Here is a 23,397-nt window from a genome sequence, read left to right as displayed (position 1 = left end):
ACCGATTCGGTGATCCGGGGAGGGGTTTGCTACTCTTCTCGGGTCGCTGAGCCCCCGTAGCTCAGGGGATAGAGCACCGCCCTCCGGAGGCGGGGGCGCAGGTTCGAATCCTGCCGGGGGCACCAGACACGTCGAGGCCCGGGCCAGAGTGCCCGGGCTTTCGCGTGTGGTCAGCCCGCCTCGCGCCGCGCCTTCGCCCGCCGCTTGCCCTCGTGCATCGCCTGGACCCGGGCCACCGGGATGGTGCGCCCCTCGGCGACCAGGTCGGCCGGCAGCCGCTGCGGGGCGGGCAGCGCCTCCGCCCACGGGTCCCGCTCCCCCAGCAGGCCGGGCACGGTCCGCACGGTGAAGTCGGCCGGCGTCGCCGACTCCAGGTCGGCCCAACCGACCGGGTACGACACCGGCGTGCCGGGCCGGATCCGAGGGCTGTAGGCGGCCACCACCGTCGCCCCGTACGCCCGGGTGGAGTCGACGAAGACGCGGCCGCTGCGGTCGGCCACGATGAACGCGGTGGTGGCCAGCGCCGGGTCGAGCCGTTCGGTGCGGGCCGCGAGCGCCCGGGTCGCGGCGGCGGCCTCCTCGGCCGTGGTGGCCGGATCCACCGGCACGATCACGTGCAGGCCCTTGGCCCCGCTGGTCTTCACCGCGCCGGCCAGGCCGGCGTCGGTGAGCGCCTGCCGCACCAGCAGCGCGACCCGGACCGCCGCCGGGTAGGAGTCGCCCTCCGGCGGGTCCAGGTCGAGCACCAGATGGGTGGGGTGCTCGGGCTGACCGGCGTGGGCCAGCGTCGGGTGGTATTCCACCGCCCGCTGGTTGGCGAACCAGAGCAGCGTCCGCCGGTCGTCACAGAGGGCGTACGCGATGCGCCGGTGCGACGCCTCCGCCCAGACGTCGGTGCGGCGCACCCAGTCCGGCGTGTACTTCGGCAGGTTCTTCTGCATGAACGGCTCCTGCCCGGGCCGCACCCGCAGCACCGACAGCGGCCGGTCCCGCAGCTCCGGCAGGATCCGCCCGTGCACCGCGTCGAGGTAGTCGACCAGGTCACGCTTGGTCGCGCCCGCCCCGTCGAACAGCGGCTGGTCCAGGTTGGTCAGCGACACCCCGGCCCGGGTCTCGTCAGCGGCGGCCATCCGCCCACCTTCCCGGGCCGGGCCCGTCTCGGCAACCCCGACACGGTCGCCGGCGGTCAGACCCAGAACGTGTCGTGTCGCAGGAAGAACTCGGCCCGTTCCTCCTCGCTGCGGTCGGCGAGGTCGCGCAGCCCTTCGAAGTAGCCTTCCCGGGGCGCGCCGGGGGCGAAGTGCAGCAGCATCGACGCGGGCTCGCCGGACTCGTTGCGGAACGCGTGCACCCCGCCCTCGGGGACGTGCACGAAGTCGCCGGGCTCCGCGTCGATCCAGCGGCGGCCGTCGTAGATGCGCACGGTGCCGGCGAGGATGAAGAAGGACTCCGAGATGGACCGGTGGAAGTGCGGGGCCGGGCCCGACGGTTGCGGACCCATCTCCCAACGGTAGAGCCCGAACTGGCCGTTGGTGGTCGCCCCGGTGGCGAGGTAGCCGGCCGAGCCGCCGCCGGTGTGGACCAGCTCCGGCGGGTGCCCGGCCGTTCGGAACGTCGCGGTCGTCTCGCCCCGGTCCCCGGTGTAACGCGGCGGTGGATACGTCACGGTCCCTCCTCTGCCGGTGGAATCCCGACCGTACGTCCGTTTCCCTCGGGCCGCCGCCCCGTCCCGCGCGCTTTGTCACCGGGCCTCCGGCCTGTGACGATGAGGGCGTGCGTGAGGAACAGGCGAACCGGTGTGGGCCCGGCGCGGCGGACCAGGCCCGGGCCTGCACCGTGCGGGAGGCGTTGGACCGGGTCGGCGGCAAGTGGAGCATCGGCATCCTGATCGCCGCCTCGACCGGTCCGGTCCGCTTCACCGAGCTGGAGCGGCGGGTGGAGGGGATCAGCCGGCGGATGCTCACGCTGACCCTGCGCAACCTGGAGCGCGACGGCCTGCTCGTCCGGCACGTGCACCCCACCGTGCCGCCGAAGGTCGAGTACACCGCCACCCCGATGGCCCGGGAGCTGTACGAGTCGCTGGTCGCCCTCACCCGCTGGGCCGAGCGGCACCGGGAGGCGATCAGCGCGGCCCGGACGGCGTACGACCGGGAGCACGGCACGCCGGCAGGCTGAGTCAGGCCCGGACCCGCTCGGCCCACTCGATGTGGTGGTCGAAGAGCCAGGCCTGCGCGGCGCCGCCGTTGCGCGCCAGGAGGCGGGCGAACACCGGCATGCCCAGGTCCCGGACCAGGCGTCCGACCGGGCCGGCCACCTTGGCGGTGCTGGTCCGCCGCCCCTGCGCGACCACCCGCTCCACCCGAGCGCGGCGCAGCCGCTCGTACGCCGCGAACGCGGCCGGCACGTCCGGCAGGTCGCGCAGGCAGCGGGCGAGCTGGACGGCATCCTCGAAGGCCATCGCCGCGCCCTGCCCCGAGGAGGGCGCGGCGGTGTGCGCGGCGTCGCCGATCACGACCATGCGGTCCCGGTGCCAGACCGGCACCGAGGGCAGGTCGTACGTGGGCCAGCCGTACTCGATCCGCGAGGTGTGGTCGAGGATCGCCGCCGCCGGCCCGGGGTCGTCGGCGAGCAGCGCGTGCAGCCGGGAGCGGGCCTCCTCCTGGCCGACCGCGGCGAGCTGCTCGCGGCTCTGCTCTTCCGGCTGCGGCGGGTTGGCGAACCACCACACCTCGTCCTCCCCCACCACGATCCAGCAGAAGAAGCAGCGTCGGCCGAACATCATCTGCATGGTGCCGCGCTCGTCGGGCAGGCGCAGCCCGCGGGCGAACCCGCCGGCGTTGAGCAGTGGCACCCGGCGCGGCGCGGGGGCGGCCGGGTCGATGAGCGTGCGGACCCGGGACCGCAGTCCGTCGGCGCCGACCAGCAGGTCGCCGTGGTCGGTACGACCGTCGGCGAACCGGGCGGTCACCCCGCCCCCGGTCGGCGTGGCACCGGTCAGCCGGGATCCGTGGACGAACTCGACGCCCCGGCTCAGCGCCTCGTCCCGCAGCGCGCGGTAGAGGTCGGAGCGGCCGACCGTGCGGCTGCCCGCCGCGTCGAACGCGGCGAGCCGGCGCCCCCGGTGGTTGTGCATGACCATCCGCGGCGTGGGATGCCCGAGCCCGGCGACCAGGTCGTCGAGCCCGACGGCGCGCAGCGCGTCCAGCCCGTTGACCGAGAGCGTGAGGAACGCGCCCACCCCGACGGCGTCCCGCTCGTACGCCTCGTGGACGACCGCGTCGATCCCGGCGCGCAGGAGTGCCATGGCGGCGACGGGACCGGCCAGTCCCGCACCGACGACGAGCGCTTTAGTCATGTGATGACTATACATAGAATGACTAACAGAGAACAGGGTCACCTAGGGTGGGCACATGACGGCTCGTCGCTCGCCGCTGGCGATGATGGTGCTGGCCCTCCTGGTCGAGGAGCCGATGCACGCGTACCGGATGCAGCAGCTCGTCCGGGAGCGGGAGAAGCAGGACGTGGTCAACGTCGCGCAGCGCAACAGCATCTACCAGGCCATCGAGCGGCTGCGCCGGGACGAGCTGATCCGGGTGGCGGAGACGACGCGCGCGGAGGGCCGGCCGGAACGGACCGTGTACGCGCTCACCCCGGCCGGTCGCCGCGCCCTCGACGCCTGGCTCGCCGAGGCGCTCGCCACCCCCGCGCGGGAGTTCCCCGAGTTCCCCGCCGCGCTGTCCTTCCTGCCCATCCTGCCGCCGGAGGAGGCGGCCCGGCGGCTCGACCAGCGGGCCGACGCGATCGAGGCGCGGCTGCGCGAACGCGAGGCGGCGCTGGGCGCGGTCGACCTGCCCCGACTCTTCCTGGTCGAGGACGAGTACCAGCTCGCCCTGCTCCGCACCGAACGGGACTGGGTACGCGGCCTGGTGGCCGACCTGCGGTCGGGCGCGCTCACCTGGTCGGGCGACTGGCTCGCCGACCGGACCGGAGCGCCGGCCACCTGACCTGCGGCGACGCGGCGCTGTGGCGAAGACCACGTCTTCCGTCTGACCGATCGGTCAGGTGCTGACCGATCGGTCAGGCATGCTGGAGGACATGGCACGCGCGACCCCCGCCACCCACGACGAGCTGCTCACCGCGGCGGCCCGTCGGTTCGCCGTCACCGGCTACAAGGGCACCTCGTTGCAGGACATCGCCCGCGAGGTGGGCTGCTCCAAGGCCACCGTGCTCTATCACTTCGCCAGCAAGGACGCCCTGCTCTGCGAGCTGATGGCCCCGGCCATCGTGATGCTGGAGGAACTCGACGCCCGCCTCGCCGGGCGCACCGGCGCGGACGCCCAGCGGGTCGCCGCGGAGGGCTTCGTCGACCTGGCGGTCCGCTTCCGCCGGGAGATCGCGCTGCTCCGGGGCGAGTTCCCGGACCTGCTCCAGCAGCCGGCGTTCGCGCACATCCAGCAGATCTCCGAACGGCTGGTCGCCGCCTTCGCCGGCTTCTCCGACCGGCCGGCGGCCCGGGTCGCCGCGCTGGTCGTCCTCGCCGGCATCGCCGAGACCTGCGGCGAGTTCCTGGACATCCCCGACGAGGAGCTGCGACCCGCGCTGCTCGCCGTGGCGCACCGCGCGCTCGAACCCACCACCTGATTGCACTGTCCAACCCGAGGACGAAGGAAGGTCCATGGCGACCCTGCTGTACCGGCTCGGCCGGGCATCCCTGCGCCGACGGCGACTCGTCGCCGTCGTCTGGCTCGTCGTACTCGTCGGTCTCGGCCTGGCCGCGGCCACGCTGAAGGGCCCGACGGCGAGCAACTTCACCATGCCGGGCACCGAGTCGCAGAAGGCGATCGACCTGCTCGCCGACCGCTTCCCCGCGGCCAGCGGCGCGACCGGCACCATCGCGGTGAAGGCGCCCCAGGACGGCGCGCTCACCACCCCGGCCGGTCAGGCGGTGGTCGGACAGCTCACCCAGGAGGCGGCCACGCTGCCCGGCGTGGTCGGCGCGGTCGACCCGTACCAGGCCCGGGCGCTCACGCCCGACGGCCGGTATGCGCTGATCCAGGTGCAGTTCGCCGGCCGGGCGGACGACGTCACGGCCGAGCAGCGCGACGCGTACGAGAAGGTCGGCGCGCAGGCCGAGGCGCAGGGCTGGCAGGTCGCCCCCGGTGGCGAGGTGCTCAACGCCGAGCCGGAGGTCGGCTCGACGGAGGCCATCGGCGTGCTGGTCGCGGCGGTCGTCCTGATCATTACGTTCGGCTCGCTGGTCGCGGCCGGGATGACCATGCTGAACGCGCTGATCGGCGTCGGCGTCGGCATGGCCGGCCTGTTCGCGCTCAGCGGCGCGGTCGAGCTGACCAGCACCGCCCCGATCCTGGCGTTGATGCTCGGCCTCGCGGTGGGCATCGACTACTCGCTCTTCATCACCTCCCGGCACCGGCAGAACCTGCTCGACGGGCTCTCCCCCGAGGAGGCCGTCGGCCGGGCGGTCGGCACCGCCGGCTCCGCCGTGGTCTTCGCCGGCGCGACCGTCGTGGTGGCCCTGGCCGGCCTGGCCGTGGTGGGCATCCCGTTCCTCACCGTGATGGGCCTGGCCGCCGCCGGCACCGTCACCGTGGCCGTGCTGGTGGCGATCACCCTGGCCCCGGCGCTGCTCGGCTTCGCCGGCCGCAAGGTGCTGCCGCGCAAGCTGCGCAACCGGGAGGCGGTCGCGGATCCGGGCACCGGCTCGGAGGACCGGTCCGGCTTCGGGTTCCGCTGGGCGCACTGGGTGACCCGGTTCCGCATCCCGGTGATCCTGGTCGGCCTGCTCGGCCTCGGGCTGCTCGCGATCCCCGCCCAGGACATGCGCCTGGCCCTGCCGGACGCGTCCGCCGCCGCCGAGGGCACCCCGGCCCGGGTCAGCAACGACCTGATCCAGGAGGGCTTCGGCCCCGGCTTCACCGGCCGGCTCGCGGTCGTCGTGACGGCCGACTCCCCGCAGGCCACCCAGGCGGCCGTGCCGCAGGTCACCGCGCTGATCCAGAAGACCGACGGGGTGCTGGCGGTGGCCCCGCCGCAGCTCGACCCGTCCGGCCGTACCGCGCTGCTGGGCGTGATCCCGAAGACCGGGCCGACCGACGAGGCGACCGAGACGGTCGTGCACGACATCCGCGAGCAGGTCGGCGGCATCCAGAACGCGGAGGTGCTGCTCACCGGCGTCACCGCGATCGGCATCGACGTGTCGGAGAAGCTCTCCGACGCGCTGCCGGTCTACCTGCTGCTGGTGGTGGGCCTGTCCGTGCTGCTGCTGATGCTGGTGTTCCGGTCGATCCTGGTGCCGGTGAAGGCGGCGCTGGGCTTCCTGCTCACCGTGGCGGCCACGTTCGGCATCACGGTCGCGGTGTTCCAGCAGGGCCACCTGGCCGACCTGGTCGGTCTGGACACCCCGGCCCCGCTGGTCAGCTTCCTGCCGATCCTGCTCATCGGCATCCTGTTCGGCCTGGCCATGGACTACGAGGTCTTCCTGGTCTCGCGGATGCGCGAGGACTACGTGCACGGCGACACCGCGCGCCAGGCCACCATCAACGGGATGGGGCACGGCGCCCGGGTGGTCACCGCCGCCGCGCTCATCATGATCTCGGTGTTCGGCGGCTTCGTCTTCCTGGAGGACCCGATCATCAAGTCGATGGGCTTCGCGCTCGCGATCGGCGTCGCCATCGACGCGTTCGTGGTCCGGATGACCATCGTCCCGGCGGTCATGTCGCTGCTGAACAACGCCGCCTGGTGGCTGCCGCGCTGGCTGAACCGGATCCTGCCCAACGTGGACGTCGAGGGCGAGGGCCTGCGCGCCCACCTCGCCGAGCGCGAGCCCGCCGAGGTGAGGTGAAAGGAGGGGCCCCCTGTTAACGCCTGGCGCATAACAGGGGGCCCCTCCTAACGCCCCACCTCACACACCGGCCGGGTACGTCTCCATCTCGCCCGGCGTCACCAGCGCCGGCAGCGGGTGCAGCGCGGTCGTCTCGTCGCACCAGACGAACGCGTCGTACCGCTCACCGAGCCGGGTCGGCACGTAGTTGCCCCAGGACTCGAAGCTCGGGTCGTACACCACGCCGATGGCCCGGTGGTCGACCTCGCCGGTCACCCACTCCGGCTGGTCCTCCCCGCCGAAGACCAGCACCGCCCGGTCCGGCATCAGCTCGTGCAGCCGGCGCTCGACCGACCCCTCGCGGGCCGGCGGCACCACCATCGTCTCGGCCGGCGAACCCCAGCGCGGGGCGGCGACCACGGTGCCCCGGTAGCTGCCGAAGCCGATCAGCGCCACCGCGTCCCGGCCGTGCCGTTCCCGCGCGAGCTGACCGATGTTCACCATGCCGTCCGCCGCCATCTCGGTGGCCCGGGCGTCCCCGACGTGCGTGTTGTGGGCCCAGACGACGCCGCGCGCGTCCGGGCCGTAGCGGTCGAGCAGCCGGTCCAGCGTGTCCGCCATGTGGATGTCCCGGACGTTCCACGACTCCGGCCCGCCGCCGACCATGGCCCGGTAGTAGCGCTCCGCGCCGGCCACCACCTCCGCGTTCTGCCAGGCCGAGAAGCGGTCCGGGCCGTCCGCGGCGGCCTGTTCCCGGGTACGCGCCAGCAGCCGGACCACCTCCTCCTCGCAGCGTGCGGAGACGAACCGGCTGGCCATCCCGTACTCCTCGACCTGCTTGCCGTACGGCTCGAAGCAGCGGTAGGCCTCCTGGGCCGCCTCCAGCGACGCCGGGTCCTCCTCGCCCAGGTAGTCGAAGATGGCCTGCATCGATTCCCAGAGGGAGTAGACGTCGAGGCCGTGGAATCCCGCCCGTTCCCCCTCCGACCGCTCCAGGTTCCAGGCCCGCAGCCAGCGGCAGAAGCGGGCCACCTCGGCGTTCGCCCACATCCAGGTGGGCCAGCGTTCGAACCGTTCCAGCGCGACCAGCGGGTCGGCCAGTCCGCCCGGCGCACCCACCACGGACCGGTGCACCCGGTCGCAGTCCGGCCAGTCCCCCTCCACCGCCACGAAGTCGAACCCCTGCTCGGCGATGAGGCGCCGGGTCACCTGCTCCCGCAACCGGTAGTAGTCGTAGGTGCCGTGCGTCGCCTCGCCGATCATCACGATGCGGGCGTCCCGGACGCGTTCCAGCAACGGGTCGAAGTCGCTCGGCGCGCCGAGCCGCTGTACCAGCATGCCCGCGGCTACCCGGGACCGGTCGGGGCAAACCGGCGTCCCGGGGCATGCCACCCCGCCCAGCGGGTAGCCGCGCGGCATGACCGTCAGCGGCGCGCAGTTGCAGGAGTTCCTGGCCGGGCTCGACTACCCGGTCTCCCGGGAGGACCTGGTCCGGTGGGCCCAGGAGAACGGCGCCAGCACCGAGACGCTCCAGACGCTGCGGACGCTGCCGGCCGAGGAGTTCGGCACGCCGGCGGAGCTGGGCGAGGCGCTCGTCGTCGTGACCCGTTGAGCGGGAGCCCGCCTCTCACCGCACCGTGACCGCGACGGTGTGGTGGCCGGTGGCGCCGTCGGGGAACGGTGGGCGGCGGTCCTCGGGCTGCGGCGCGCCGGTGCCGTCGGTGGCGCGTACCCGCAGGCGGTGCGGGCCGGCCGGGGCGGACCAGGCGAACCGCCACTGGACCCAGGTGTCGGAGGAGGCGGTGGGCAGCAGCTCCGCCGTCCGCCACGGGCCGTCGTCCACCGAGACCTCCACCGCCGCGATGCCCCGGTGCTGGGCCCACGCCACGCCGGCCACAGTTACCGGACCGGCGGGAAGTCGGGCGAACGGCGCGGGCCGGTCGATCCGCGACGCCGTCTTCACCGGCGCCTCCCGGGCCCAGCCCCGCCGCACCCAGTACGCGTCGAACGCGTCGAAGGTGGTCACCTCCAGCTCGGTGACCCATTTGCACGCCCCGGCGTAGCCGTACAGGCCGGGGGTGAGCATCCGGACCGGGAAGCCGTGCGCGAACGGCAGCGGTGCGCCGTCCATGCCCACCGCGAGCATGGCGTCCCGTCCGTCGAGGAGGGTGGCGATCGGCGTACCGATGGTCATCCCCTCGTCGGAGCGGGCCACCAGCTGGTCCGCGCCGGCCCGGATGCCGGCGGCGCGCAGCAGCGGGGCCAGCGGCGCGCCGAGCCACCGGGTGGTCCCCACGTACGGGCCACCGACCTCGTTGGACACACAGCTCAGCGTGACGTCGCGCTCGATCAGCCCTCGGTCGAGCAGGTCGGCGAAGGTCAGCTCGACCGGCCGCTCCACCATTCCGTGCAGCCGCAGTCGCCAGGCGTCCACGTCCAGCCGCGGCACGGTCAGCGCGGTGTCCACCCGGTAGAAGTCCGCGGTCGGGGTGCGGAACCCCGGCCCCACCCCGGCGGGCAGCGGACGGGCCGGCGAGGCCGGGGCGGGTAGCCGGACGGCGTCCCGGGCGCGGGTGGCGTCGGCCAGGTTCAGCCGGCGCAGCGCGACCGTGCCGGCCCCGGCCAGGGCGGTCCCGACCGCCACCAGCGCGGAGTTGCGCAGCACCGCCCGCCGCGTCGCCGCCCGGCGGCGGGAACGGACCGCGCCCGCACCGGTCGGGTCCGAACCGGCCGCGCCCGAACCGGCCGCGTCGGCCCCGGACGCGTCGGCCCCGGACGCGCCCGCACCGGACGCGTCGGCCCCGGACGCCGCCCGGCCCACCCCCACGGGGTCGGGTGCGGCGCCCGGGGCGGCCGGCAGGCCGGGCAGCGGCAGCCAGCGCAGGAGGGCGGCGGCCACGGCGGCGCCGGCCAGGGCCGGCAGGGCGTCGGCCGGGCGGGCGTCGGGGCGGCTCAGGGCGGCGGCGGCGCCGGCGATCCCGAGCACCGCCGGACCGAGCAGGCCCAGCGTCGGGCGACGGCGGGCGGCGACGCCGGTCAGCGCGGCCAGCACGATCACCGCCACCGCGATCCCGCCCAGGAGCAGCGGCTTGTCGTAGGTGCCGAGGGTGCGCACCGCCCACTCCTTGACCGGGGTCGGCGCGCCGTCCACGACGGCGCCGCCGACCGCGACCAGGGGTGCCGCCTGTGGCCGGACGGCGGTGGCGAGCAGTTCCGCGACCGCCACCCCGGCGGCCGCCGCGAGCAGCCCCGTCCCGGCGGCCGCCGAGGTGCGGCGGATCATCGGTTCCTCCCCTCACCGGCCGGTCCGGGTCAGGACTTCGGCATCAGCACGGAGTCGACGATGTAGACGGTGGCGTTGGCGGTCTGCACGTTGCCGCAGACGACCGTCGAGGCGCCGTTCACGGTGAACTCGGTACCGCTGCCGGCGACCGTCACCTCGCCGCCCTGGAGCGTCTTGTGCGTGCCGGCGAGCTGGTCCGGGCTGAGTCGCCCCTCCACCACGTGGTAGGTCAGCACGTCGGTGAGCATCTTCTTGTCGGCGAGGACCTTGTCCAGATCGGCCTTGGGCAGCTTGCCGAAGGCGTCGTTGGTCGGCGCGAAGACCGTCACCCCGGGGGCGCTGTTCAGCGAGTCGACCAGTCCGGCCTGCTTGACGGCGGTGACCAGCGTGCTCAGCACCGGGTTGCCGGACGCCGCGGTCGCCACCGGCACCTTGGCCATGGCCGCGAAACTGCCGGGGTTCGACGCGTCGGTCGGCACCGCGGCACAGCCGGGTCCGAACTGACCGTCGGCCATCGCCGGGGCGCTGCTGGCCGGCGCGGAACTCATCGGGGCGCTGCCGGCCGGCGCGGCGGCGCCGCTGTCCTCGCCGTCCCCGCCGCAGGCGGCGAGTCCGAGGCCGAGCATGGCGGCGAGGGCGACGGCGGTGAGCTTCACAGGGCGCATCGGGTGAATCCCTTCAAGTGGTGAACTGTCGGTCTGGAAGGGATTCGGCGCGGATCGCCGCGCGGATGGGTCCGGTACGGAAAAGATCAGGTGAGCGCGAACGCCACCAGCGGCGTCGTGCTCGGCCGCGTCGACCCGCCCGCCGGCTCCTCGGTCACCCCGAAGGACCCCTTGCCGCGTACGCCCACCAGCAGCCGGGTGCCGGCGCCCTGCCCGGACGGCAGCACCCCGGCCGAGGTGGCGGTGGCGCCCTCGATCAGCCAGAGCTGGTAGGCCCGCCCCGGCGCCGGCGCTGCCAGCCCCTCCAGCAGCGCCACCCCCTCGTCCCGGCTCGCCGACGCGACCACTGCCACCCGGCCACCGGCCGGCGCGGTGGCGCCGCGGACGACCGCGTCCGGGGCGGCCAGCACCGCCCGGATCCGGCCCGCCTCGTCCCGGGCCGCGCCGGCCTCGGTGCGCGCGTCGCGTACCCGCTGCTCCTGGGCCACCCAGGTGGCCGCGCCCGCGCCGCCGGCCAGCAGCACGGCGGCGGCCGCGACGGCCAGCCGGCGCCGCCAGGTCCCGGCCCGGGGCGGCTCCGCGCGACCCGCCCGGCCGGGCCGCTCCTGCGGGGTGCGCCGGATCTCCGCCAGCACCGCCGCGCGCAACGTGGGCGGCGGCACCGACCAGGTCGGGTCGGCCAGCCGCGCGACCGTCTCGCGCAGTTCGGCCAGTTCCAGCGCGCAGCTCTCGCAGTTCTCCAGGTGCCGGGTGAACGCGGCCCGCTCGACGTCGTCCACCGCGTCGAGCACGTACGCCCCAGCGAGCGCGTGGATGTCGGTCATCGGCTCAGCTCCACTCCCAGGCAGTCGCGGAGACGGATCAGCCCGTCCCGCATGCGGGTCTTGACGGTCGGCAGCGCGGCATCCAGCAGGCCGGCCACCTCGCGGTAGCTGTGTCCGCCGTAGTAGGCCAGCGTGATCGCCTCGCGCTGCACCTCGGTCAGCACGTCCAGGCAGCGCCGCACCTGCTGCCGCTCCAGCCGCGCCGCCGCCTCCTCGGCCACCTCGTCGTACGGCGTCTCCCGGGAACCGGCGGCGACCCGACGGGCGCGTTCGGCACCCGCCTGTTCCGACCGCACCCGGTCCACCGCGCGGCGGTGGGCGATGGTGAGGACCCAGGCGGTCGCCGAGCCCCGGGCCGGGTCGAAGCGCGCGGCGGTGCGCCACACCTCCACCAGCACCTCCTGGGCCACCTCCTCGGCCTGGGCCGGATCCCGCAGCACCCGCCGGGCCAGGCCGTAGACCCGGGGCGAGACGATGCCGTAGAGCCGTTCGAACGCGGCCTCGTCGCCGCGCGCCACCGCCCGCAACAGGTCGTCGGCCTCGACCCCCGGGTCCGGGGCGGCCGGGGACAGCGCGTGCAGCCTCGACCGCCCCGGCACGTCACCGGCGCTGTCGCCGTGGGTCATCCGGTCCCGCCTTCCGTCCGCTCCGTCTGCCAGCACGGTAGGCATTCGGAGCCGGGGCCGTCCCGGATGGGCGGGGTTTCCCGCTCCGGCCGCTGTCGCTCGCGTGCAGCAGCCGGAACAGCACCAACCACTGCTCGGGCCAGACCAGCCCGACCGGGGTGTCCGGCGCGACCCGGGCGGCGCGCAGCGCCCCGTCCACCCGACGGCCGGGATGAGCGGTGCGCAGCGACGCCGCGAGCGAGCCGCCGACGCCGCCGAACCCCAGCTCCACCATCCGCCGGTACGCGGGCAGCGCGTCCGGCGCGAGCAGCGGCACGGTGCGGCGCTCCAGGCGCAGGATGCCACCGTCCACGGCCGGCACCGGCCGGAACGCGTTCCGAGGTACCCGCCCGGCCAGCCGCCAGTGGTGCTCCGGCCAGGTGGACACCGTCAGCCGGCTCCACCGGCCGTGGTCACCGGCGCGCTTGCGGGCGTAGTCGAGCTGGGTGAGCAGGGTCGCGGCCCGCAGTCCGGGCGCGGCGAGACACCACCGGACCACCGCCGCGGTCAGTGACCAGGGGATGTTGCCGGCGACCGAGAACGGCTGGTCGGGCGGGGACGCGGCCAGGAAGTCGGCCGCCCGGATCTCGACGTGCGGCAGCGGCGCGCAGGTCGCCGCCAGTTCCGGCAGCACGGTCGGGTCGACCTCGTAGGCGACCAGCCGGCCGCAGCGCGCGGCGAGCGGCCGGGTCAGCTGTCCACGTCCGGCGCCCACCTCCAGCAGCAGGTCGTCCGGTTCGGGCCGGACCGCCCGGACCATCCGCGCGACGGCGGCCGGGTCGGCGAGGAAGTTCTGGGACAGTACGCGACGGGACCGGTCGCGTGCGGTGGGTCGGCGGGGCGCCACGGGTTCGTCCTGTCTGTCGCCGGACGGCGACGGGTACGGACCGCTGCGCGGGTGTCCACGTCGGAGCTGGCGGGCCTCGCGGACGTGCCGGAGGCCGTCGGCTCAGGTCGAGCCGGCGTGGATCGGTCGGGCGGTCCGAGCGGATCGGGACTCGGACGACCCTGGAGAGTGGTCGGGACGCGGACCGGCCGGACCACCACGCCAGCTCGGCGAGGTGGGGTGGTCCGTGACCGCCTGACGCCGTCACCTCGGCGAGGTGGCGCGATCGGACGGGCCTGACGCCGCCACCTCGCCGAGGTGGCGGGACCGGCAGGTGCCCGAGCCGGGGAGGGCTCGGGGGGCCGGTGGTGGGGTCAGGCGCGGCGGTGGGCGTCCCGGCCGGCCAGGGCCGGGCGCCGGACCCGCGGGCGGGCGACCAGGAGGAGCCCCCACGCGGCCGGCGCGGCGGCCACGTCGATCAGGGCATGCGTGAACATGCCGGCCAGGCTAACGGCGGGTCGTCCCGCCCGCGACGGGATTTTCAGAGGTCGACCGTGCGGCCCTGGGCCCGGGCGGTCTCCGCCGCGTCGAGCACCGCCACCACCTCGCGACCGAAGCGCACGTCGCAGCGGTGGTCCCGGGTGCCCGCGTCGACCTCCTCCAGCAGCTGGTCCAGCGCGGTGCCGAACGCCTGGAGCACGCTGCCGTCACCGGGCGGGACGGTCTCGGTGCCGTTCTCGCCGAAGAAGACGAAGTCCCGGGCGACCGCCTCGGCCGGCGCGTCCAGGGTGAGCGAGAGCGAGCTGGTCGCGCCGCCGTCGTGGGTGAGCAGCAGGTGCACCAGACCACTCGGCCCGTCCATCGCGGCGACCCGGGTGACCCGACCGAGCACCGGCAGGATCAGCGACAGCGCGTGCGGGCCGATGTCCCAGAGCGCACCCCGGTCCCGCCGCCACTGCGAGTCGCCGTACGGGTTCCCGGGCTGGTAGATCGAGGCGAACATGGTGGCCCGCGCGTGCTGCCAGCCGCCGGCGGCGGCGGTCGAGGCGAGGAAGCCGGTGACGTTCGGGTGGAAGCGCTGGGTGAAGAAGACCACCGAGGCCACCCCCGACGCCTGGGCGGCGGCGACCACCCGGTCGGCGTCGGCCAGGCCGAGCGCGAGCGGCTTGTCCAGCAGCAGGTGCCGCCCGGCGGTGGCGGCCCGGACGGCGATGTCGGCCTGCACGTCGGGCGGGAGCGCCACGGCGACCGCGTCGCAGGCGTCGAGCAACGCGTCGACCTCGGTGAAGGCCGGCACGCCGTGCCGGGTGGCCAGCTCCTCCGCCTTCGCCGGGTTGCGCCCCCACACGCCGGCCAGTCGCGCCCGCGGATGCGCGTCGATGGCCGCGGCGTGCGTCTCCGCCGCCCAGTGACCGGTGCCGAACAACCCGAACCGCACCCCGACCCCCTGCCGTCGTCGTCGGCCCCCGGCGTACGCCCGGGGCCGTGATCCACGCTAGTCGCCCGACCCGCCCGGCGCGCCCCGACCCGGCGGGAGAGCCGCTACTACACGGATTAGTAGACTGGGCCGGTGAACGACACAGCGTCGATGACCAGCGCCGCGGCCTCCGCCTCGCCGGTGGACGGGATCCTCGCCACGATCCCGATCGTGCTCTCGCTGGTGGTCGCGGTCTGGGCCCTGGTGGCCGCCGTGCGCCGACAGCCGCCGGACCGGCTCCAGTTCATCGGCCTGGCCGTGCTGGAGGTGGCGCTGCTCGCGCTGACCGTGGTGGCGCTCGTCGCGCTCGGCGGGGGCGACCGGCCGGGCGAGCCGGGCGCGTTCTTCGGCTATCTGGTGACGCTGGTCTGCCTGCCGCCGCTGGCCTGGGTGCTGGCCCGGATGGAGCCGACCCGGTGGGGCTCCGCGATCGTCTGCGCGATCTGCCTGGTGACGCCGGTCGTCGTGGTCCGGCTGCAGCAGACCTGGGAGGTCGTCGGTGGCTGAGACCCGGGCGCCGGAACGCGCCACCAACCGGGGGCCGGGCCGGCTGCTGATCGCGGTCTACATCCTGTTCGCCATCGCCGCGACCTCACGGGCCGGGCTGCAGATCGCCACGAAGTTCGACGAGGCGCCGGTGGCGTACCTGCTCTCCGCGCTGGCCGCGCTGATCTACATCGTGGCGGCGGTCGGGCTGGCCCGCGCCGGGCACGCCGGCCGCCGGGTGGCGCTGGCCTGCTGCTCGGTCGAGCTGGTCGGGGTCCTCGCGGTCGGCGTGCTGAGCATCGCCGACCCCGAGCTGTTCCCGGACGAGACGGTGTGGTCGGACTTCGGCAGCGGCTACGGCTACATCCCGCTGGTGCTGCCGGCGCTCGGCCTGTTCTGGCTCTGGCGCACCCGGCGCGACCCCGCCTGAGCGGGGCCGCGCCGGGCAGCGGTCAGTCCTTCGGGCCGCCGGCGACGTAGATGACCTGGCCGGAGACGAACGACGCGCCCTCGCTGGCCAGGAACGAGATGGTGTGCGCGACGTCCTCCGGACGGCCGGGACGGCGTACCGGGATCTCGGCGGCGGCGTGCTGCTGGAGCGCCTCGAAGTCGACCTTCATCCGTGCTGCCGTGGCCGCGGTCATGTCGGTGACGATGAAGCCCGGCGCGACGGCGTTGACGGTCACCCCGAACGGACCCAGCTCGATCGCCAGCGTCTTGGTGAAGCCCTGGAGGCCGGCCTTGGCGGCCGAGTAGTTCGCCTGCCCCCGGTTGCCCAGCGCCGAGGTGCTGGAGAGGTTGACGATCCGGCCCCACTTGCGCTCGACCATGTGCTTCTGCGCGGCCTGGCTGAACAGGAAGGCGCCGCGCAGGTGCACGCCCATGACCGTGTCCCAGTCGACGTCGGTCATCTTGAACAGCAGGTTGTCCCGGAGCACGCCGGCGTTGTTGACGAGCACGGTCGGGGCGCCCAGTTCGGCGGCGATCCGTTCCACGGCGGCCTCGACCTGGGCCCGGTCGGAGACGTCGGCGCCGACGCCGAGGGCCCGGCCACCGGCCGAGCCGATGGCGTCAACGGTCTCCTTGGTGGCGGACTCGTCGATGTCGACCACGGCGACAGCCATGCCGTCGGCCGCCAGCCGGCGGGCGGTGGCCGCGCCGATGCCGCGCGCGGCTCCGGTCACGATGGCGACGCGGGGCTCCTCCGACATGATTACCTCCCGGTAACTTGGGGTCGATCGAAGGAGCCTAACCCGCGCGCGCCGCGATCAGAGGTCCCGGCCCCGACAGAGCCGGATCCAGCGGTAGCCGTGGCCGGCGAGCTTGAGCCGGTCGAGCTTGCCGACGTCCTCGTAGTTGCGGTCGGTCAGCACGTCGATCGGCAGGTCCGCCTCCGGGGCCAGCGTGCTCAGGTCGATCTCCACGTCCTCGGTGCCGAGGTTGTGCAGGAAGACCATGGTCCCGGTACGCCCGTCGGCGCGGTGCGCGAGCACGCCGGGCGGCATCGGCACGTCGATGTGGGCGGTGCTGCCGGAGCCGATCTCCGGCGCCTCCCGCAGCGTGCGGATCATCCGCTCGAACCAGCCCAGCAGCGAACGCGGGTCCTTGCGCTGGACGGTGACGTTGACCTGCTGGTAGCCGAAGTCCCCCTTGTCGATCACCGGGCGGACCAGCTTCTCCGGCTCGGCGGTGGAGAAGCCGGCGTTCTCCTTGTACGACCACTGCATCGGGGTGCGGATCGCGTCCCGGCCGTCCAGTGCCAGGTCCTCCCCCATTCCGATCTCCTCGCCGTAGCGCAGCACCGGCGTGCCGCGCAGCGAGAACTGGAGCGCGTACGCCAGTTCGATGTGCCGCCGGTCGTTGCCGAGCATCGGGGCGAGGCGGCGGCGGATGCCCCGGCCGTAGAGCTGCATGTTCTCGTCCGGCCCGAACTTCGCCAGCACGTCCTTGCGCTGGTCGGCGGTGAGGCGGGACAGGTCGATCTCGTCGTGGTTGCGCAGGAACGTCGCCCACTGGCCGCCGGTGGGCAGCTTCGGGGTGTCGCGCAGCGCGTCGATGATCGCCTCCGGGTCCTCCCGGGCGAGGGCGAGCATCAGCCGGCCGTTGAGCATGAAGTCGAAGAGCATGTGGATCCGGTTGCCCGAGCCGCTGCCGTCGCCGAAGTAGACCGGCAACTGGTCCGGCTCGACGTTCGCCTCGGCCAGCAGGACCGCGTCACCCCGGCGCCACTGCACGTGCTGACGCAGGTCGGTGAGGAAGTCGAAGTCCTTGGGCGCGTTCGGGTTGCCCGGCTCGGTCTTCTCGATGATGAACGGCACGGCGTCCATCCGGAAGCCGGAGACGCCGAGCTGGAGCCAGAACGAGGTGATCTTCTTGATCTCCGCGCGGACCTTCGGGTTCTCGATGTTGAGGTCCGGCTGGAACTTGTAGAAGCGGTGGTAGTACCAGGCCTTGGCGGTGCGGTCGTAGGTCCACGTCTCGTGCTGCTCGCCCGGGAACACCATGCCCTGGTGCCGGTCGTCCGGCTCGTGGTCGGCCCAGACGTACCAGTCGCGGTAGGGCGAGTCCGGTGAGGACCGGGCGGACTGGAACCAGGGGTGCTGGTCCGAGGTGTGGTTGACCACCAGGTCGATGATCACCCGGATGCCGTGGTTCTGCGCCTGGTGCAGCAGCTCGGCGAAGTCGCCCAGGGTGCCGAGGCGCGGATCGACGTTGTAGAAGTCGGTCGCGTCGTACCCGTCGTCCTTGTTCGGCGAGGGGTGGATCGGGTTCAGCCAGAGGCAGGTCACTCCCAGCCGGGCCAGGTAGTCCAGTCGCCCGATCAGGCCCTGGAAGTCACCCACCCCGTCGCCGTCGGAGTCCGCGTACGTGTCCACGTCGAGGCAGTAGACGACCGCCTCCTGATACCACCTGTCACCCATGCGGCAACTACTTCTCCGAACGCCCGATCCGGCAAACCCGGTACGGTGCCCCCATGAGCGAGGATGCCTCGGACTGGTCCGCCGGTGTCTGGCTGAACCCGCCGGAGCGCGCCGAGCCGGTCGACGGTGGCCTGCTGGTGGAGCCGCGCGGCGGCAGCGACTTCTGGCGGCGCACCAGCTACGGCTTCGTGCACGACGACGGCTCGGCGCTGCTCGCGCCGTTCCCGCTGGACAGCGCCGTCGAGGTCTCCTTCCGGCTGGACTACGGCGCGCAGTTCGACCAGGCCGGCGTGCTGGTCCGGGTGGACGAGCGGCGGTGGACCAAGGCCGGCGTCGAGGTGAGCGACGGCGCCCCGCAGGTCGGCGCCGTGGTGACGGACGAGTTCTCCGACTGGTCGGTGGCGCCGGTGCCGGACTGGTCGGGGCGGGACGTGACGGTGCGGGTGAGCCGGGCCGGGGACGCGCTGACCGTACGGGCCCGGGTGGCGGACGAGCCGTGGCGACTGGTCCGGGTCGCACCGCTCGACCCGGCCGCCGAGGCGTCGGCCGGGCCGTACTGCTGCTCCCCCAGCCGGGGCGGCCTGGTGGTCCGCTTCACCGGCTGGCGGCGCGGACCGGCGGACGCGGCACTGCATCCGGAGAGCTGAGCCACAGGTGTGAGCGGGGCCGGGCCGGGTACTACCCCCGGATCTCCGGCAACCCTGTGGAAGGACCACCATGGCCCTGGCCCAAGACGTCGACCCGAACCAGTTCACCGGGCTGACCGGCTGGGTGGCCAGCGTGATCGACTCGTTCGGCGCGGTCGGCGTGGCCCTGCTGGTGGCGTTGGAGAGCATCATCCCACCGATCCCGAGCGAGATCGTGTTGGCGATGGCCGGCTATCTCTCCGCCGAGGGCCGGTTCAACGTTCTGCTGATCGTGTTCGCCGCGACGGTCGGCTCGCTGCTCGGCGCGCTGGTGCTCTACTGGCTCGGCGCGGCGCTCGGCGAGGACCGCCTGAAGCGGTGGCTGGACCACATCCCGCTGGTCGACCTGGAGGACCTGGAGAAGGCCGACCGGTGGTTCGAGCGGCACGGCCGCTGGGCGGTGCTGATCGGCCGGGTGGTGCCGGTGGTCCGCAGCCTGGTCTCGATCCCGGCCGGCGCGAACCGCATGCCGTTGGGCGAGTTCATCCTGCTCACCACGCTGGGCAGTGGGGTGTGGAACGCGTTGATCGTCGGCGCCGGCTTCGCCCTGGGTTCGCGGTGGGAGGACGTCGACCGGTACAGCCAGTGGTTCAACTACGCGATCTTCGCCGTGTTCGGCGTCATGATCGTGAGCTGGGCGGTGAAGAAGGTACGCCGGCGGCGCGCCCGGCGGCAGTCGGTGACCGCCGGGCGCTGACCGCCCGCCTCAGCGACGGAACGTGAACCAGTTGACGTTGACGAAGTCGGACGGCTGGCCGCTGCTGAAGGTCAGGTAGACCGTGTGCCGCCCGGTCACCGCGCCCACGTTGCCGGGCACCGAGCGCCAGGTCTGCCAGCCACCGGTGTTCCCGACCGCGAAGCTGCCGATCGGCGGCGCGGTCGGGCTGTCCACCCGGACCTCGACCAGGCCGCTCACGCCGGCCGCCGCGCCGGAGGCGACCCGGGCCACGAAGTCGCGCGGCGGGGTCGAGCCGAAGTCGACGTTGTCGTAGCGGGCCCAGTCACCGTTGGCCAGCCAGCCGATGTCCTGGCCGCCCTCGGCGCACGTCTCCACCTGCACGCCGTTCTGCGCGTTGAACAACTCGGCCTGGATGGTGGCGTAGGCGTCCCGCACCCCGCCGGGCGGCGGGGTGGTCGGGGTCGGCGACGGGTTGCCCCCGCCGCCGCGGGTGTAGACCGCCACGTAGTCGACGAGCATGGACCGGCCGGACACGGTGGCCGCGGTCGGCGTGGCCGAGCCGGCCACCCCGTCCGGGAAGCCGCCGCCCATGGCCACGTTGAGCAGCAGGAAGTAGCCGGCGTGGTTGGTCATCTGCCCCCAGTACGGCTCGCCGACCTGGTTCTGCCCGACGGTGTGGAAGAGCTGGCCGTCGACGTACCAGCGCAGTTGCTGCGGGCTCACCGAGGCGTCCCACTCGAACCGGTAGGTGTGGAACGCCGACTGGCAGGTGCTGCCGGGGCAGGCCCGGGACGCGCCGATGCCGTTGAACTCGCCGCACGGGCCGCCCGGCGCGACCCCGCAGTGCAGCACGCCCCAGACCGAGTTGATCCCGTTGACGTTCTCCATCACGTCGAACTCGCCGATGCCCGGCCAGTTCTGGTAGTTGCCCCGGTAGGGGGAACCGAGCGCCCAGAACGCCGGCCAGTAGCCGGCCGCCGCCGCGCCGGTGACGTTGGGCATCTGGATCCGGCCCTCCAGGGCCAGCACGCCGCCGGACGGCGGCTTGAAGTTGGCCCGTACCGTCTCGATCCGGGCCGAGGTCCAGCGGCCGGCGGCGTCCCGCAGCGGCGTGATGCGCAGGTTGCCCGACCCGTCGTGGGCCAGGTTGGCGGTGCTGGAGGTGTAGGTCTGGATCTCGCCGGTACCCCAGTTGGCCGGCCCGCCCGGATAGCTGGTGCCGGTGTCGACGATCCAGTTGGCGGACGAGGGCAGCGTGTTGGCGGCGCCGGTGAAGTCGTCGCTCCAGACCAGGCTCCATCCGGAGGGTGGGGCCGGCACGGCCGCCTGCGCGGTCATCGAGATGCCGGCGAGCGCGGTGGTGGCGGCGAGCACGGCGGCGGCCAGGGCGAGCCGGCGGCGTGGCCGGGGCACGGTGGTGGGGGCGGCCGGGGCCGCCGGAATCGGGTCCATGTCGGGGTGCCTCTCTGCGGGGACGGGGCGGAGAGCGCTCTCTGAGAGCGATTTCTACGCGCCCGTCCCCGCACTTGTCAACGCTTGTCGATGGGTTCCGGAACCGGGCGACGCAGCACCGCCTGCTCCACAACGGTCCACGCGGTGGTGGTGACCAGGTAGAGCACGGCCGCGAGCGGCACCACCAGCGCCACCAGCACGGTCCCGAACGGCAGCAGCGGCACCAGCCGGCCGAGCACCGCCGCGCCGGGACCCTCGGCCGGCGCGCCGGCCACCGTGCCGGTGGCGGCGGCCGCCCGGCGCGCCCGCCGGGAGGACCACCAGGCCAACGCCAGCAGGACCGCCAGCAGCACCCCGAACACGACCGGCACCGGCCCGGCCAGTCCGTCGCCGAGGTGCCACCCCAGCGGTACGCCGGCCAACCGCTCCCCCAGCAGTTCCGGCGCGCCGTCACCGGTGGCGAAGAGGCGGTACATGACCAGGAAGAACGGCGCCTGCAACAGCGCCGGCAGGCAACCGGCGACCGGGCTGGCGCCGGCCCGCCGGTAGAGCGCGAACAGCTCGCTCTGCAGGCGGGTGGGGTCGTCGGCGTACCGGCGCTGGAGATCGCGGACCTCCGGCGCGAGTGCGGCGCGACGCCGCTCCCCGCGGACCTGGGCCACGGTGAGCGGCGAGATCAGCAGCCGGATCCCGGCGGTGAACAGGACGATGGCGGCGGCCGTCGCGGCGTCGCCGGCGAGCGGGACGAGCGCGTCGGCGAGCCAGGTGACGACGACCGCGGCGGCCGAGGCCGCGGCGTGCAACGGTGCGAAGGCGAGCATGGGAAGACCCCTCGGCGACGATTCCGGGTGTCCCGGGGCGGCGACGTGCCGCGGCGGGACGGACGACGACGGAATCGGCCGCGAAAGCCGGGACGGAGGAACCGGTGGACGTCACGCGGGTGGCTGCCCGCCCGGGCCCGGCTACGCGGCCGAGGGGCGGAGCCCGGGTGCGCGCGGGCGCGGACGACCCGGCGCGTCCGGGTCGACCTGCCGAGGCACTCCGCGGCGGCGGGCGCGGGCCCGCAGGGCGGCGGCCCAGCGCGTGCCGGGCGGCGCGGGCAGCGCGCGCACCCGCAGCGCGAGCAGGGTGGCCAGCAGCAGCGCGGCGACCACCGCCGCACCGGCGAGCAGCGCGACCGGCCGGTCCGCCACCAGGGTGAGGGCATAGGCCCACGCCCCCGTCAGCACCGCCGGCATCCCCGCCACGCGCCCACCGTAGCCGGCCGTGTCACGCCCGGCGGCCCGCTCGGCGAGAAGGCCCGCGCCGGAGCCCGCACCCGAACGGGCGAAACGGGCCGACACGCCGACCGGTGCGTTTCCGGGCGACGACACCGTGGGTAACAGGGCCTCGACCACGCGGCACGGTGCCGCGGCCGGTCCGGAGGAAGCGGTGGTGACGATGGGCGGCTCAGTGGCGGAGCGGGAACGGAACGCCGCGCCGGGCGGAACGGACCTGCTGACGGTCGGTGTCGAGGAGGAGTTCCTGCTGGCCGACCCGCACACCGGCGCCGCCGTACCCGCCGTCGACCTGGTGATGGAGCAGGTGCCGGCCGAGCTGCGGGGGCAGGTGGAGCGCGAGTTCCAGACCAGCCAGATCGAGATCGGCAGCCCGCCCGGGCTGGAGCTGTCCTCGATCCGGCACTCGCTGGCGATGCTCCGCACCGAGCTGGCCGACGCCGCCGAGCGGGCCGGCGTACGGCTGCTGGCCATCGGCACCGGTCCGGTCGACGGCCCGGTGCCGCCGGTGGTGGACAAGCCCCGCTTCGACCGGATGATCGAACGGTTCCGGCTGCTGGTGCCCGGCCCCGGCAACAACGGCATGCACGTGCACGTCGGCATCCCGGACCCGGACACCGGCGTCCACGTGCTCAACCACGTCCGCCCCTGGCTGCCGATCCTGCACGCGGTCACCGCCAACTCCCCGTTCTCCCGGGGAGAGGACACCGGCTACGCGAGCTGGCGCTCGGTCGAGTGGGAACGCTGGCCGTCGGTCGCGCCCACCCCCTTCCTGGAGTCGCACGAGCACTACGAGCGCCTGATCCGCCAGCTCATCGCCAGCGGCGTGATGCTGGACGAGGGGATGCTCTACTGGTACGCCCGGCTCTCCGCGAAGTACCCGACCGTGGAGATCAGGATCGGCGACGTCTGCCCCTCCGTGGACGACGCGGTGCTGGTCGCGGCGCTGGTCCGGGCGCTCGTGGCGACCGCGCTGACCGACATCGCGGCCGGCCGGCCGGCCGTCAACACCGACCACCACCTGCTGGTCGCGGCGCACTGGCGGGCCGCCCACGACGGGCTGGAGGGCGAGGGCGTCGACCTGACCGACGGCGAGCTGCGCCCGGCCTGGGAGCTGCTGGACCGGCTGGTCGACCGGCTCCGCCCGGAACTGGAGCGGCACGGCGACCTCGAGCGGGTCACCGACCTGCTCGGCGGCCTGCGCCGGCACGGCAGCGGCGCGGCGCGGCAGCGGGCGGTGTTCGCGCGTACCGGCCGGCTGGTCGACGTGGTCGCGGACGTGGCCCGGCAGACCCGTGGCTGAGCTGCCCGCCGGCCG

25 protein-coding genes, 1 tRNA gene and 1 pseudogene are annotated in these 23,397 nt (G+C 74.3%); 11 read left to right on the top strand and 16 right to left on the bottom strand.

The window, feature by feature from the left end; all coding sequences use genetic code 11:
- Nucleotides 1–50 precede the first annotated feature (50 nt).
- Nucleotides 51–125 (top strand) — tRNA-Arg (locus GA0070622_RS08025).
- Between the two features lie 45 nt (nt 126–170).
- Here GA0070622_RS08025 and ligD read toward each other — a convergent pair.
- Both ligD and GA0070622_RS08015 read right to left on the bottom strand, forming a co-directional pair.
- Nucleotides 171–1,130 (bottom strand): non-homologous end-joining DNA ligase, encoded by a 960-nt coding sequence (gene ligD / locus GA0070622_RS08020; RefSeq protein WP_091571139.1) that lies wholly within the window; start codon nt 1,128–1,130, stop codon nt 171–173.
- Between the two features lie 56 nt (nt 1,131–1,186).
- Nucleotides 1,187–1,666, bottom strand: coding sequence for a cupin domain-containing protein (locus GA0070622_RS08015; RefSeq protein WP_091571134.1), 480 nt, complete (start codon nt 1,664–1,666; stop codon nt 1,187–1,189).
- Between the two features lie 107 nt (nt 1,667–1,773).
- On the opposite strand from GA0070622_RS08015, the gene GA0070622_RS08010 reads away from it, so the two are divergent.
- Nucleotides 1,774–2,175: a winged helix-turn-helix transcriptional regulator gene (locus GA0070622_RS08010; RefSeq protein WP_091571130.1), complete on the top strand. Its 402-nt coding sequence runs from the start codon at nt 1,774–1,776 to the stop codon at nt 2,173–2,175.
- A 1-nt stretch (nt 2,176) separates the two neighbouring features.
- Here GA0070622_RS08010 and GA0070622_RS08005 read toward each other — a convergent pair whose 3' ends face one another.
- The gene (locus tag GA0070622_RS08005; RefSeq protein WP_091571126.1) at nt 2,177–3,355 is read right to left on the bottom strand and encodes an FAD-dependent oxidoreductase; all 1,179 of its coding nucleotides are present in this window, start codon (nt 3,353–3,355) and stop codon (nt 2,177–2,179) included.
- 55 nt (nt 3,356–3,410) lie between these two features.
- On the opposite strand from GA0070622_RS08005, the gene GA0070622_RS08000 reads away from it, so the two are divergent.
- The 3 genes from GA0070622_RS08000 to GA0070622_RS07990 all read left to right on the top strand — a co-directional run bounded on the left by GA0070622_RS08000 (nt 3,411) and on the right by GA0070622_RS07990 (nt 6,859).
- Nucleotides 3,411–4,004, top strand: a complete 594-nt coding sequence (locus tag GA0070622_RS08000; protein ID WP_218060569.1) for a PadR family transcriptional regulator — start codon at nt 3,411–3,413, stop codon at nt 4,002–4,004.
- Nucleotides 4,005–4,095: 91 nt separating this feature from the next.
- On the top strand, nt 4,096–4,641 hold the full coding sequence (locus GA0070622_RS07995) for a TetR/AcrR family transcriptional regulator (RefSeq protein ID WP_091577006.1): 546 nt from the start codon (nt 4,096–4,098) through the stop codon (nt 4,639–4,641).
- A gap of 34 nt (nt 4,642–4,675) precedes the next feature.
- Nucleotides 4,676–6,859, top strand: a complete 2,184-nt coding sequence (locus GA0070622_RS07990; RefSeq protein WP_091571122.1) for an MMPL family transporter — start codon at nt 4,676–4,678, stop codon at nt 6,857–6,859.
- A gap of 60 nt (nt 6,860–6,919) precedes the next feature.
- On the opposite strand, the gene GA0070622_RS07985 is transcribed toward GA0070622_RS07990, so the two are convergent.
- Complete coding sequence (locus GA0070622_RS07985) at nt 6,920–8,176, bottom strand: erythromycin esterase family protein (RefSeq protein WP_091571117.1); 1,257 nt, start codon at nt 8,174–8,176, stop codon at nt 6,920–6,922.
- 79 nt (nt 8,177–8,255) lie between these two features.
- On the opposite strand from GA0070622_RS07985, the gene GA0070622_RS07980 reads away from it, so the two are divergent.
- Nucleotides 8,256–8,450: a DUF2795 domain-containing protein gene (locus GA0070622_RS07980; RefSeq protein ID WP_091571113.1), complete on the top strand. Its 195-nt coding sequence runs from the start codon at nt 8,256–8,258 to the stop codon at nt 8,448–8,450.
- A 15-nt stretch (nt 8,451–8,465) separates the two neighbouring features.
- Here the strand turns inward: GA0070622_RS07980 and GA0070622_RS07975 are convergent, their stop codons facing one another.
- The 7 genes and pseudogenes from GA0070622_RS07975 to GA0070622_RS07950 all read right to left on the bottom strand — a co-directional run bounded on the left by GA0070622_RS07975 (nt 8,466) and on the right by GA0070622_RS07950 (nt 14,539).
- Complete coding sequence (locus GA0070622_RS07975; protein WP_091571110.1) at nt 8,466–10,121, bottom strand: molybdopterin-dependent oxidoreductase; 1,656 nt, start codon at nt 10,119–10,121, stop codon at nt 8,466–8,468.
- 29 nt (nt 10,122–10,150) lie between these two features.
- On the bottom strand, nt 10,151–10,786 hold the full coding sequence (locus tag GA0070622_RS07970; RefSeq protein WP_091571105.1) for a fasciclin domain-containing protein: 636 nt from the start codon (nt 10,784–10,786) through the stop codon (nt 10,151–10,153).
- A gap of 86 nt (nt 10,787–10,872) precedes the next feature.
- Nucleotides 10,873–11,610: an anti-sigma factor gene (locus tag GA0070622_RS07965; RefSeq protein WP_091571101.1), complete on the bottom strand. Its 738-nt coding sequence runs from the start codon at nt 11,608–11,610 to the stop codon at nt 10,873–10,875.
- Nucleotides 11,607–12,236, bottom strand: coding sequence for an ECF RNA polymerase sigma factor SigK (gene sigK / locus GA0070622_RS07960; protein WP_091571097.1), 630 nt, complete (start codon nt 12,234–12,236; stop codon nt 11,607–11,609). Before sigK ends, GA0070622_RS07965 begins: the two co-directional genes overlap by 4 nt.
- Nucleotides 12,237–12,336: 100 nt before the next feature.
- Nucleotides 12,337–13,122, bottom strand: a pseudogene (gene erm / locus GA0070622_RS07955) (ErmE/ErmH/ErmO/ErmR family 23S rRNA (adenine(2058)-N(6))-methyltransferase); the annotation flags it as partial.
- A gap of 353 nt (nt 13,123–13,475) precedes the next feature.
- Nucleotides 13,476–13,598 carry a hypothetical protein gene (locus GA0070622_RS33430; RefSeq protein WP_255292749.1) on the bottom strand — a complete coding sequence of 41 codons (123 nt, stop codon included), beginning with the start codon at nt 13,596–13,598 and terminating at the stop codon, nt 13,476–13,478.
- Nucleotides 13,599–13,642: 44 nt separating this feature from the next.
- The gene (locus GA0070622_RS07950) at nt 13,643–14,539 is read right to left on the bottom strand and encodes a Gfo/Idh/MocA family protein (protein WP_091571089.1); all 897 of its coding nucleotides are present in this window, start codon (nt 14,537–14,539) and stop codon (nt 13,643–13,645) included.
- 150 nt (nt 14,540–14,689) lie between these two features.
- Here GA0070622_RS07950 and GA0070622_RS07945 point away from each other — a divergent pair, with 150 nt between their 5' ends.
- Both GA0070622_RS07945 and GA0070622_RS07940 read left to right on the top strand, forming a co-directional pair.
- Nucleotides 14,690–15,085 (top strand): hypothetical protein, encoded by a 396-nt coding sequence (locus GA0070622_RS07945; protein WP_091571086.1) that lies wholly within the window; start codon nt 14,690–14,692, stop codon nt 15,083–15,085.
- Nucleotides 15,078–15,494, top strand: coding sequence for a hypothetical protein (locus GA0070622_RS07940; protein ID WP_091571083.1), 417 nt, complete (start codon nt 15,078–15,080; stop codon nt 15,492–15,494). The genes GA0070622_RS07945 and GA0070622_RS07940 overlap by 8 nt, the downstream gene beginning before the upstream one ends.
- 22 nt (nt 15,495–15,516) lie before the next feature.
- Here GA0070622_RS07940 and fabG read toward each other — a convergent pair whose 3' ends face one another.
- Nucleotides 15,517–16,275 (bottom strand): 3-oxoacyl-ACP reductase FabG, encoded by a 759-nt coding sequence (gene fabG, locus GA0070622_RS07935; RefSeq protein ID WP_091571079.1) that lies wholly within the window; start codon nt 16,273–16,275, stop codon nt 15,517–15,519.
- Between the two features lie 57 nt (nt 16,276–16,332).
- Nucleotides 16,333–17,985, bottom strand: coding sequence for an alpha-amylase family protein (locus GA0070622_RS07930; protein WP_091571076.1), 1,653 nt, complete (start codon nt 17,983–17,985; stop codon nt 16,333–16,335).
- A gap of 53 nt (nt 17,986–18,038) precedes the next feature.
- Between GA0070622_RS07930 and GA0070622_RS07925 the strand changes: the two genes are divergently transcribed.
- Both GA0070622_RS07925 and GA0070622_RS07920 read left to right on the top strand, forming a co-directional pair.
- Complete coding sequence (locus tag GA0070622_RS07925) at nt 18,039–18,632, top strand: DUF1349 domain-containing protein (protein WP_091571072.1); 594 nt, start codon at nt 18,039–18,041, stop codon at nt 18,630–18,632.
- A gap of 70 nt (nt 18,633–18,702) precedes the next feature.
- Nucleotides 18,703–19,368, top strand: coding sequence for a DedA family protein (locus GA0070622_RS07920; protein ID WP_091571067.1), 666 nt, complete (start codon nt 18,703–18,705; stop codon nt 19,366–19,368).
- A 9-nt stretch (nt 19,369–19,377) separates the two neighbouring features.
- Here GA0070622_RS07920 and GA0070622_RS07915 read toward each other — a convergent pair whose 3' ends face one another.
- The 3 genes from GA0070622_RS07915 to GA0070622_RS07905 form a co-directional block, all read right to left on the bottom strand.
- Nucleotides 19,378–20,802 carry a carbohydrate-binding protein gene (locus tag GA0070622_RS07915; protein WP_091571064.1) on the bottom strand — a complete coding sequence of 475 codons (1,425 nt, stop codon included), beginning with the start codon at nt 20,800–20,802 and terminating at the stop codon, nt 19,378–19,380.
- A gap of 77 nt (nt 20,803–20,879) precedes the next feature.
- Nucleotides 20,880–21,623: a YidC/Oxa1 family membrane protein insertase gene (locus tag GA0070622_RS07910; protein WP_091571059.1), complete on the bottom strand. Its 744-nt coding sequence runs from the start codon at nt 21,621–21,623 to the stop codon at nt 20,880–20,882.
- A gap of 141 nt (nt 21,624–21,764) precedes the next feature.
- A complete protein-coding gene (locus GA0070622_RS07905; RefSeq protein WP_091577004.1) occupies nt 21,765–22,040 on the bottom strand; it encodes a DUF6412 domain-containing protein in 276 nt (91 codons plus the stop codon).
- A gap of 193 nt (nt 22,041–22,233) precedes the next feature.
- Here GA0070622_RS07905 and GA0070622_RS07900 point away from each other — a divergent pair, with 193 nt between their 5' ends.
- The gene (locus GA0070622_RS07900; RefSeq protein WP_091577001.1) at nt 22,234–23,382 is read left to right on the top strand and encodes a carboxylate-amine ligase; all 1,149 of its coding nucleotides are present in this window, start codon (nt 22,234–22,236) and stop codon (nt 23,380–23,382) included.
- Nucleotides 23,383–23,397: the final 15 nt, after the last annotated feature.

This window comes from Micromonospora sediminicola, assembly GCF_900089585.1.
In the GTDB taxonomy this organism is placed as follows: Bacteria; Actinomycetota; Actinomycetes; order Mycobacteriales; family Micromonosporaceae; genus Micromonospora; species Micromonospora sediminicola.
Note: the sequence above shows the minus strand (reverse complement) of the source record. Positions and strands in the feature narration are given on the sequence as shown.

Excerpts from the sequence above, each read along its gene's own strand:
- GA0070622_RS07975 (WP_091571110.1), bottom strand. The coding sequence starts at position 10,121 with ATGATCCGCCGCACCTCGGCGGCCGCCGGGACGGGGCTGCTCGCGGCG.
- ligD (WP_091571139.1), bottom strand. The coding sequence starts at position 1,130 with ATGGCCGCCGCTGACGAGACCCGGGCCGGGGTGTCGCTGACCAACCTG.
- GA0070622_RS33430 (WP_255292749.1), bottom strand. The coding sequence starts at position 13,598 with ATGTTCACGCATGCCCTGATCGACGTGGCCGCCGCGCCGGCCGCGTGG.
- GA0070622_RS07980 (WP_091571113.1), top strand. The coding sequence starts at position 8,256 with ATGACCGTCAGCGGCGCGCAGTTGCAGGAGTTCCTGGCCGGGCTCGAC.
- GA0070622_RS07985 (WP_091571117.1), bottom strand. The coding sequence starts at position 8,176 with ATGCTGGTACAGCGGCTCGGCGCGCCGAGCGACTTCGACCCGTTGCTG.
- GA0070622_RS07910 (WP_091571059.1), bottom strand. The coding sequence starts at position 21,623 with ATGCTCGCCTTCGCACCGTTGCACGCCGCGGCCTCGGCCGCCGCGGTC.
- GA0070622_RS07965 (WP_091571101.1), bottom strand. The coding sequence starts at position 11,610 with ATGACCGACATCCACGCGCTCGCTGGGGCGTACGTGCTCGACGCGGTG.
- GA0070622_RS07905 (WP_091577004.1), bottom strand. The coding sequence starts at position 22,040 with ATGCCGGCGGTGCTGACGGGGGCGTGGGCCTATGCCCTCACCCTGGTG.
- GA0070622_RS07970 (WP_091571105.1), bottom strand. The coding sequence starts at position 10,786 with ATGCGCCCTGTGAAGCTCACCGCCGTCGCCCTCGCCGCCATGCTCGGC.
- GA0070622_RS07930 (WP_091571076.1), bottom strand. The coding sequence starts at position 17,985 with ATGGGTGACAGGTGGTATCAGGAGGCGGTCGTCTACTGCCTCGACGTG.
- GA0070622_RS07990 (WP_091571122.1), top strand. The coding sequence starts at position 4,676 with ATGGCGACCCTGCTGTACCGGCTCGGCCGGGCATCCCTGCGCCGACGG.
- sigK (WP_091571097.1), bottom strand. The coding sequence starts at position 12,236 with ATGACCCACGGCGACAGCGCCGGTGACGTGCCGGGGCGGTCGAGGCTG.
- GA0070622_RS08005 (WP_091571126.1), bottom strand. The coding sequence starts at position 3,355 with ATGACTAAAGCGCTCGTCGTCGGTGCGGGACTGGCCGGTCCCGTCGCC.
- GA0070622_RS07995 (WP_091577006.1), top strand. The coding sequence starts at position 4,096 with ATGGCACGCGCGACCCCCGCCACCCACGACGAGCTGCTCACCGCGGCG.
- GA0070622_RS07915 (WP_091571064.1), bottom strand. The coding sequence starts at position 20,802 with ATGGACCCGATTCCGGCGGCCCCGGCCGCCCCCACCACCGTGCCCCGG.
- GA0070622_RS07920 (WP_091571067.1), top strand. The coding sequence starts at position 18,703 with ATGGCCCTGGCCCAAGACGTCGACCCGAACCAGTTCACCGGGCTGACC.
- GA0070622_RS08000 (WP_218060569.1), top strand. The coding sequence starts at position 3,411 with ATGACGGCTCGTCGCTCGCCGCTGGCGATGATGGTGCTGGCCCTCCTG.
- GA0070622_RS07945 (WP_091571086.1), top strand. The coding sequence starts at position 14,690 with ATGACCAGCGCCGCGGCCTCCGCCTCGCCGGTGGACGGGATCCTCGCC.
- GA0070622_RS07925 (WP_091571072.1), top strand. The coding sequence starts at position 18,039 with ATGAGCGAGGATGCCTCGGACTGGTCCGCCGGTGTCTGGCTGAACCCG.
- fabG (WP_091571079.1), bottom strand. The coding sequence starts at position 16,275 with ATGTCGGAGGAGCCCCGCGTCGCCATCGTGACCGGAGCCGCGCGCGGC.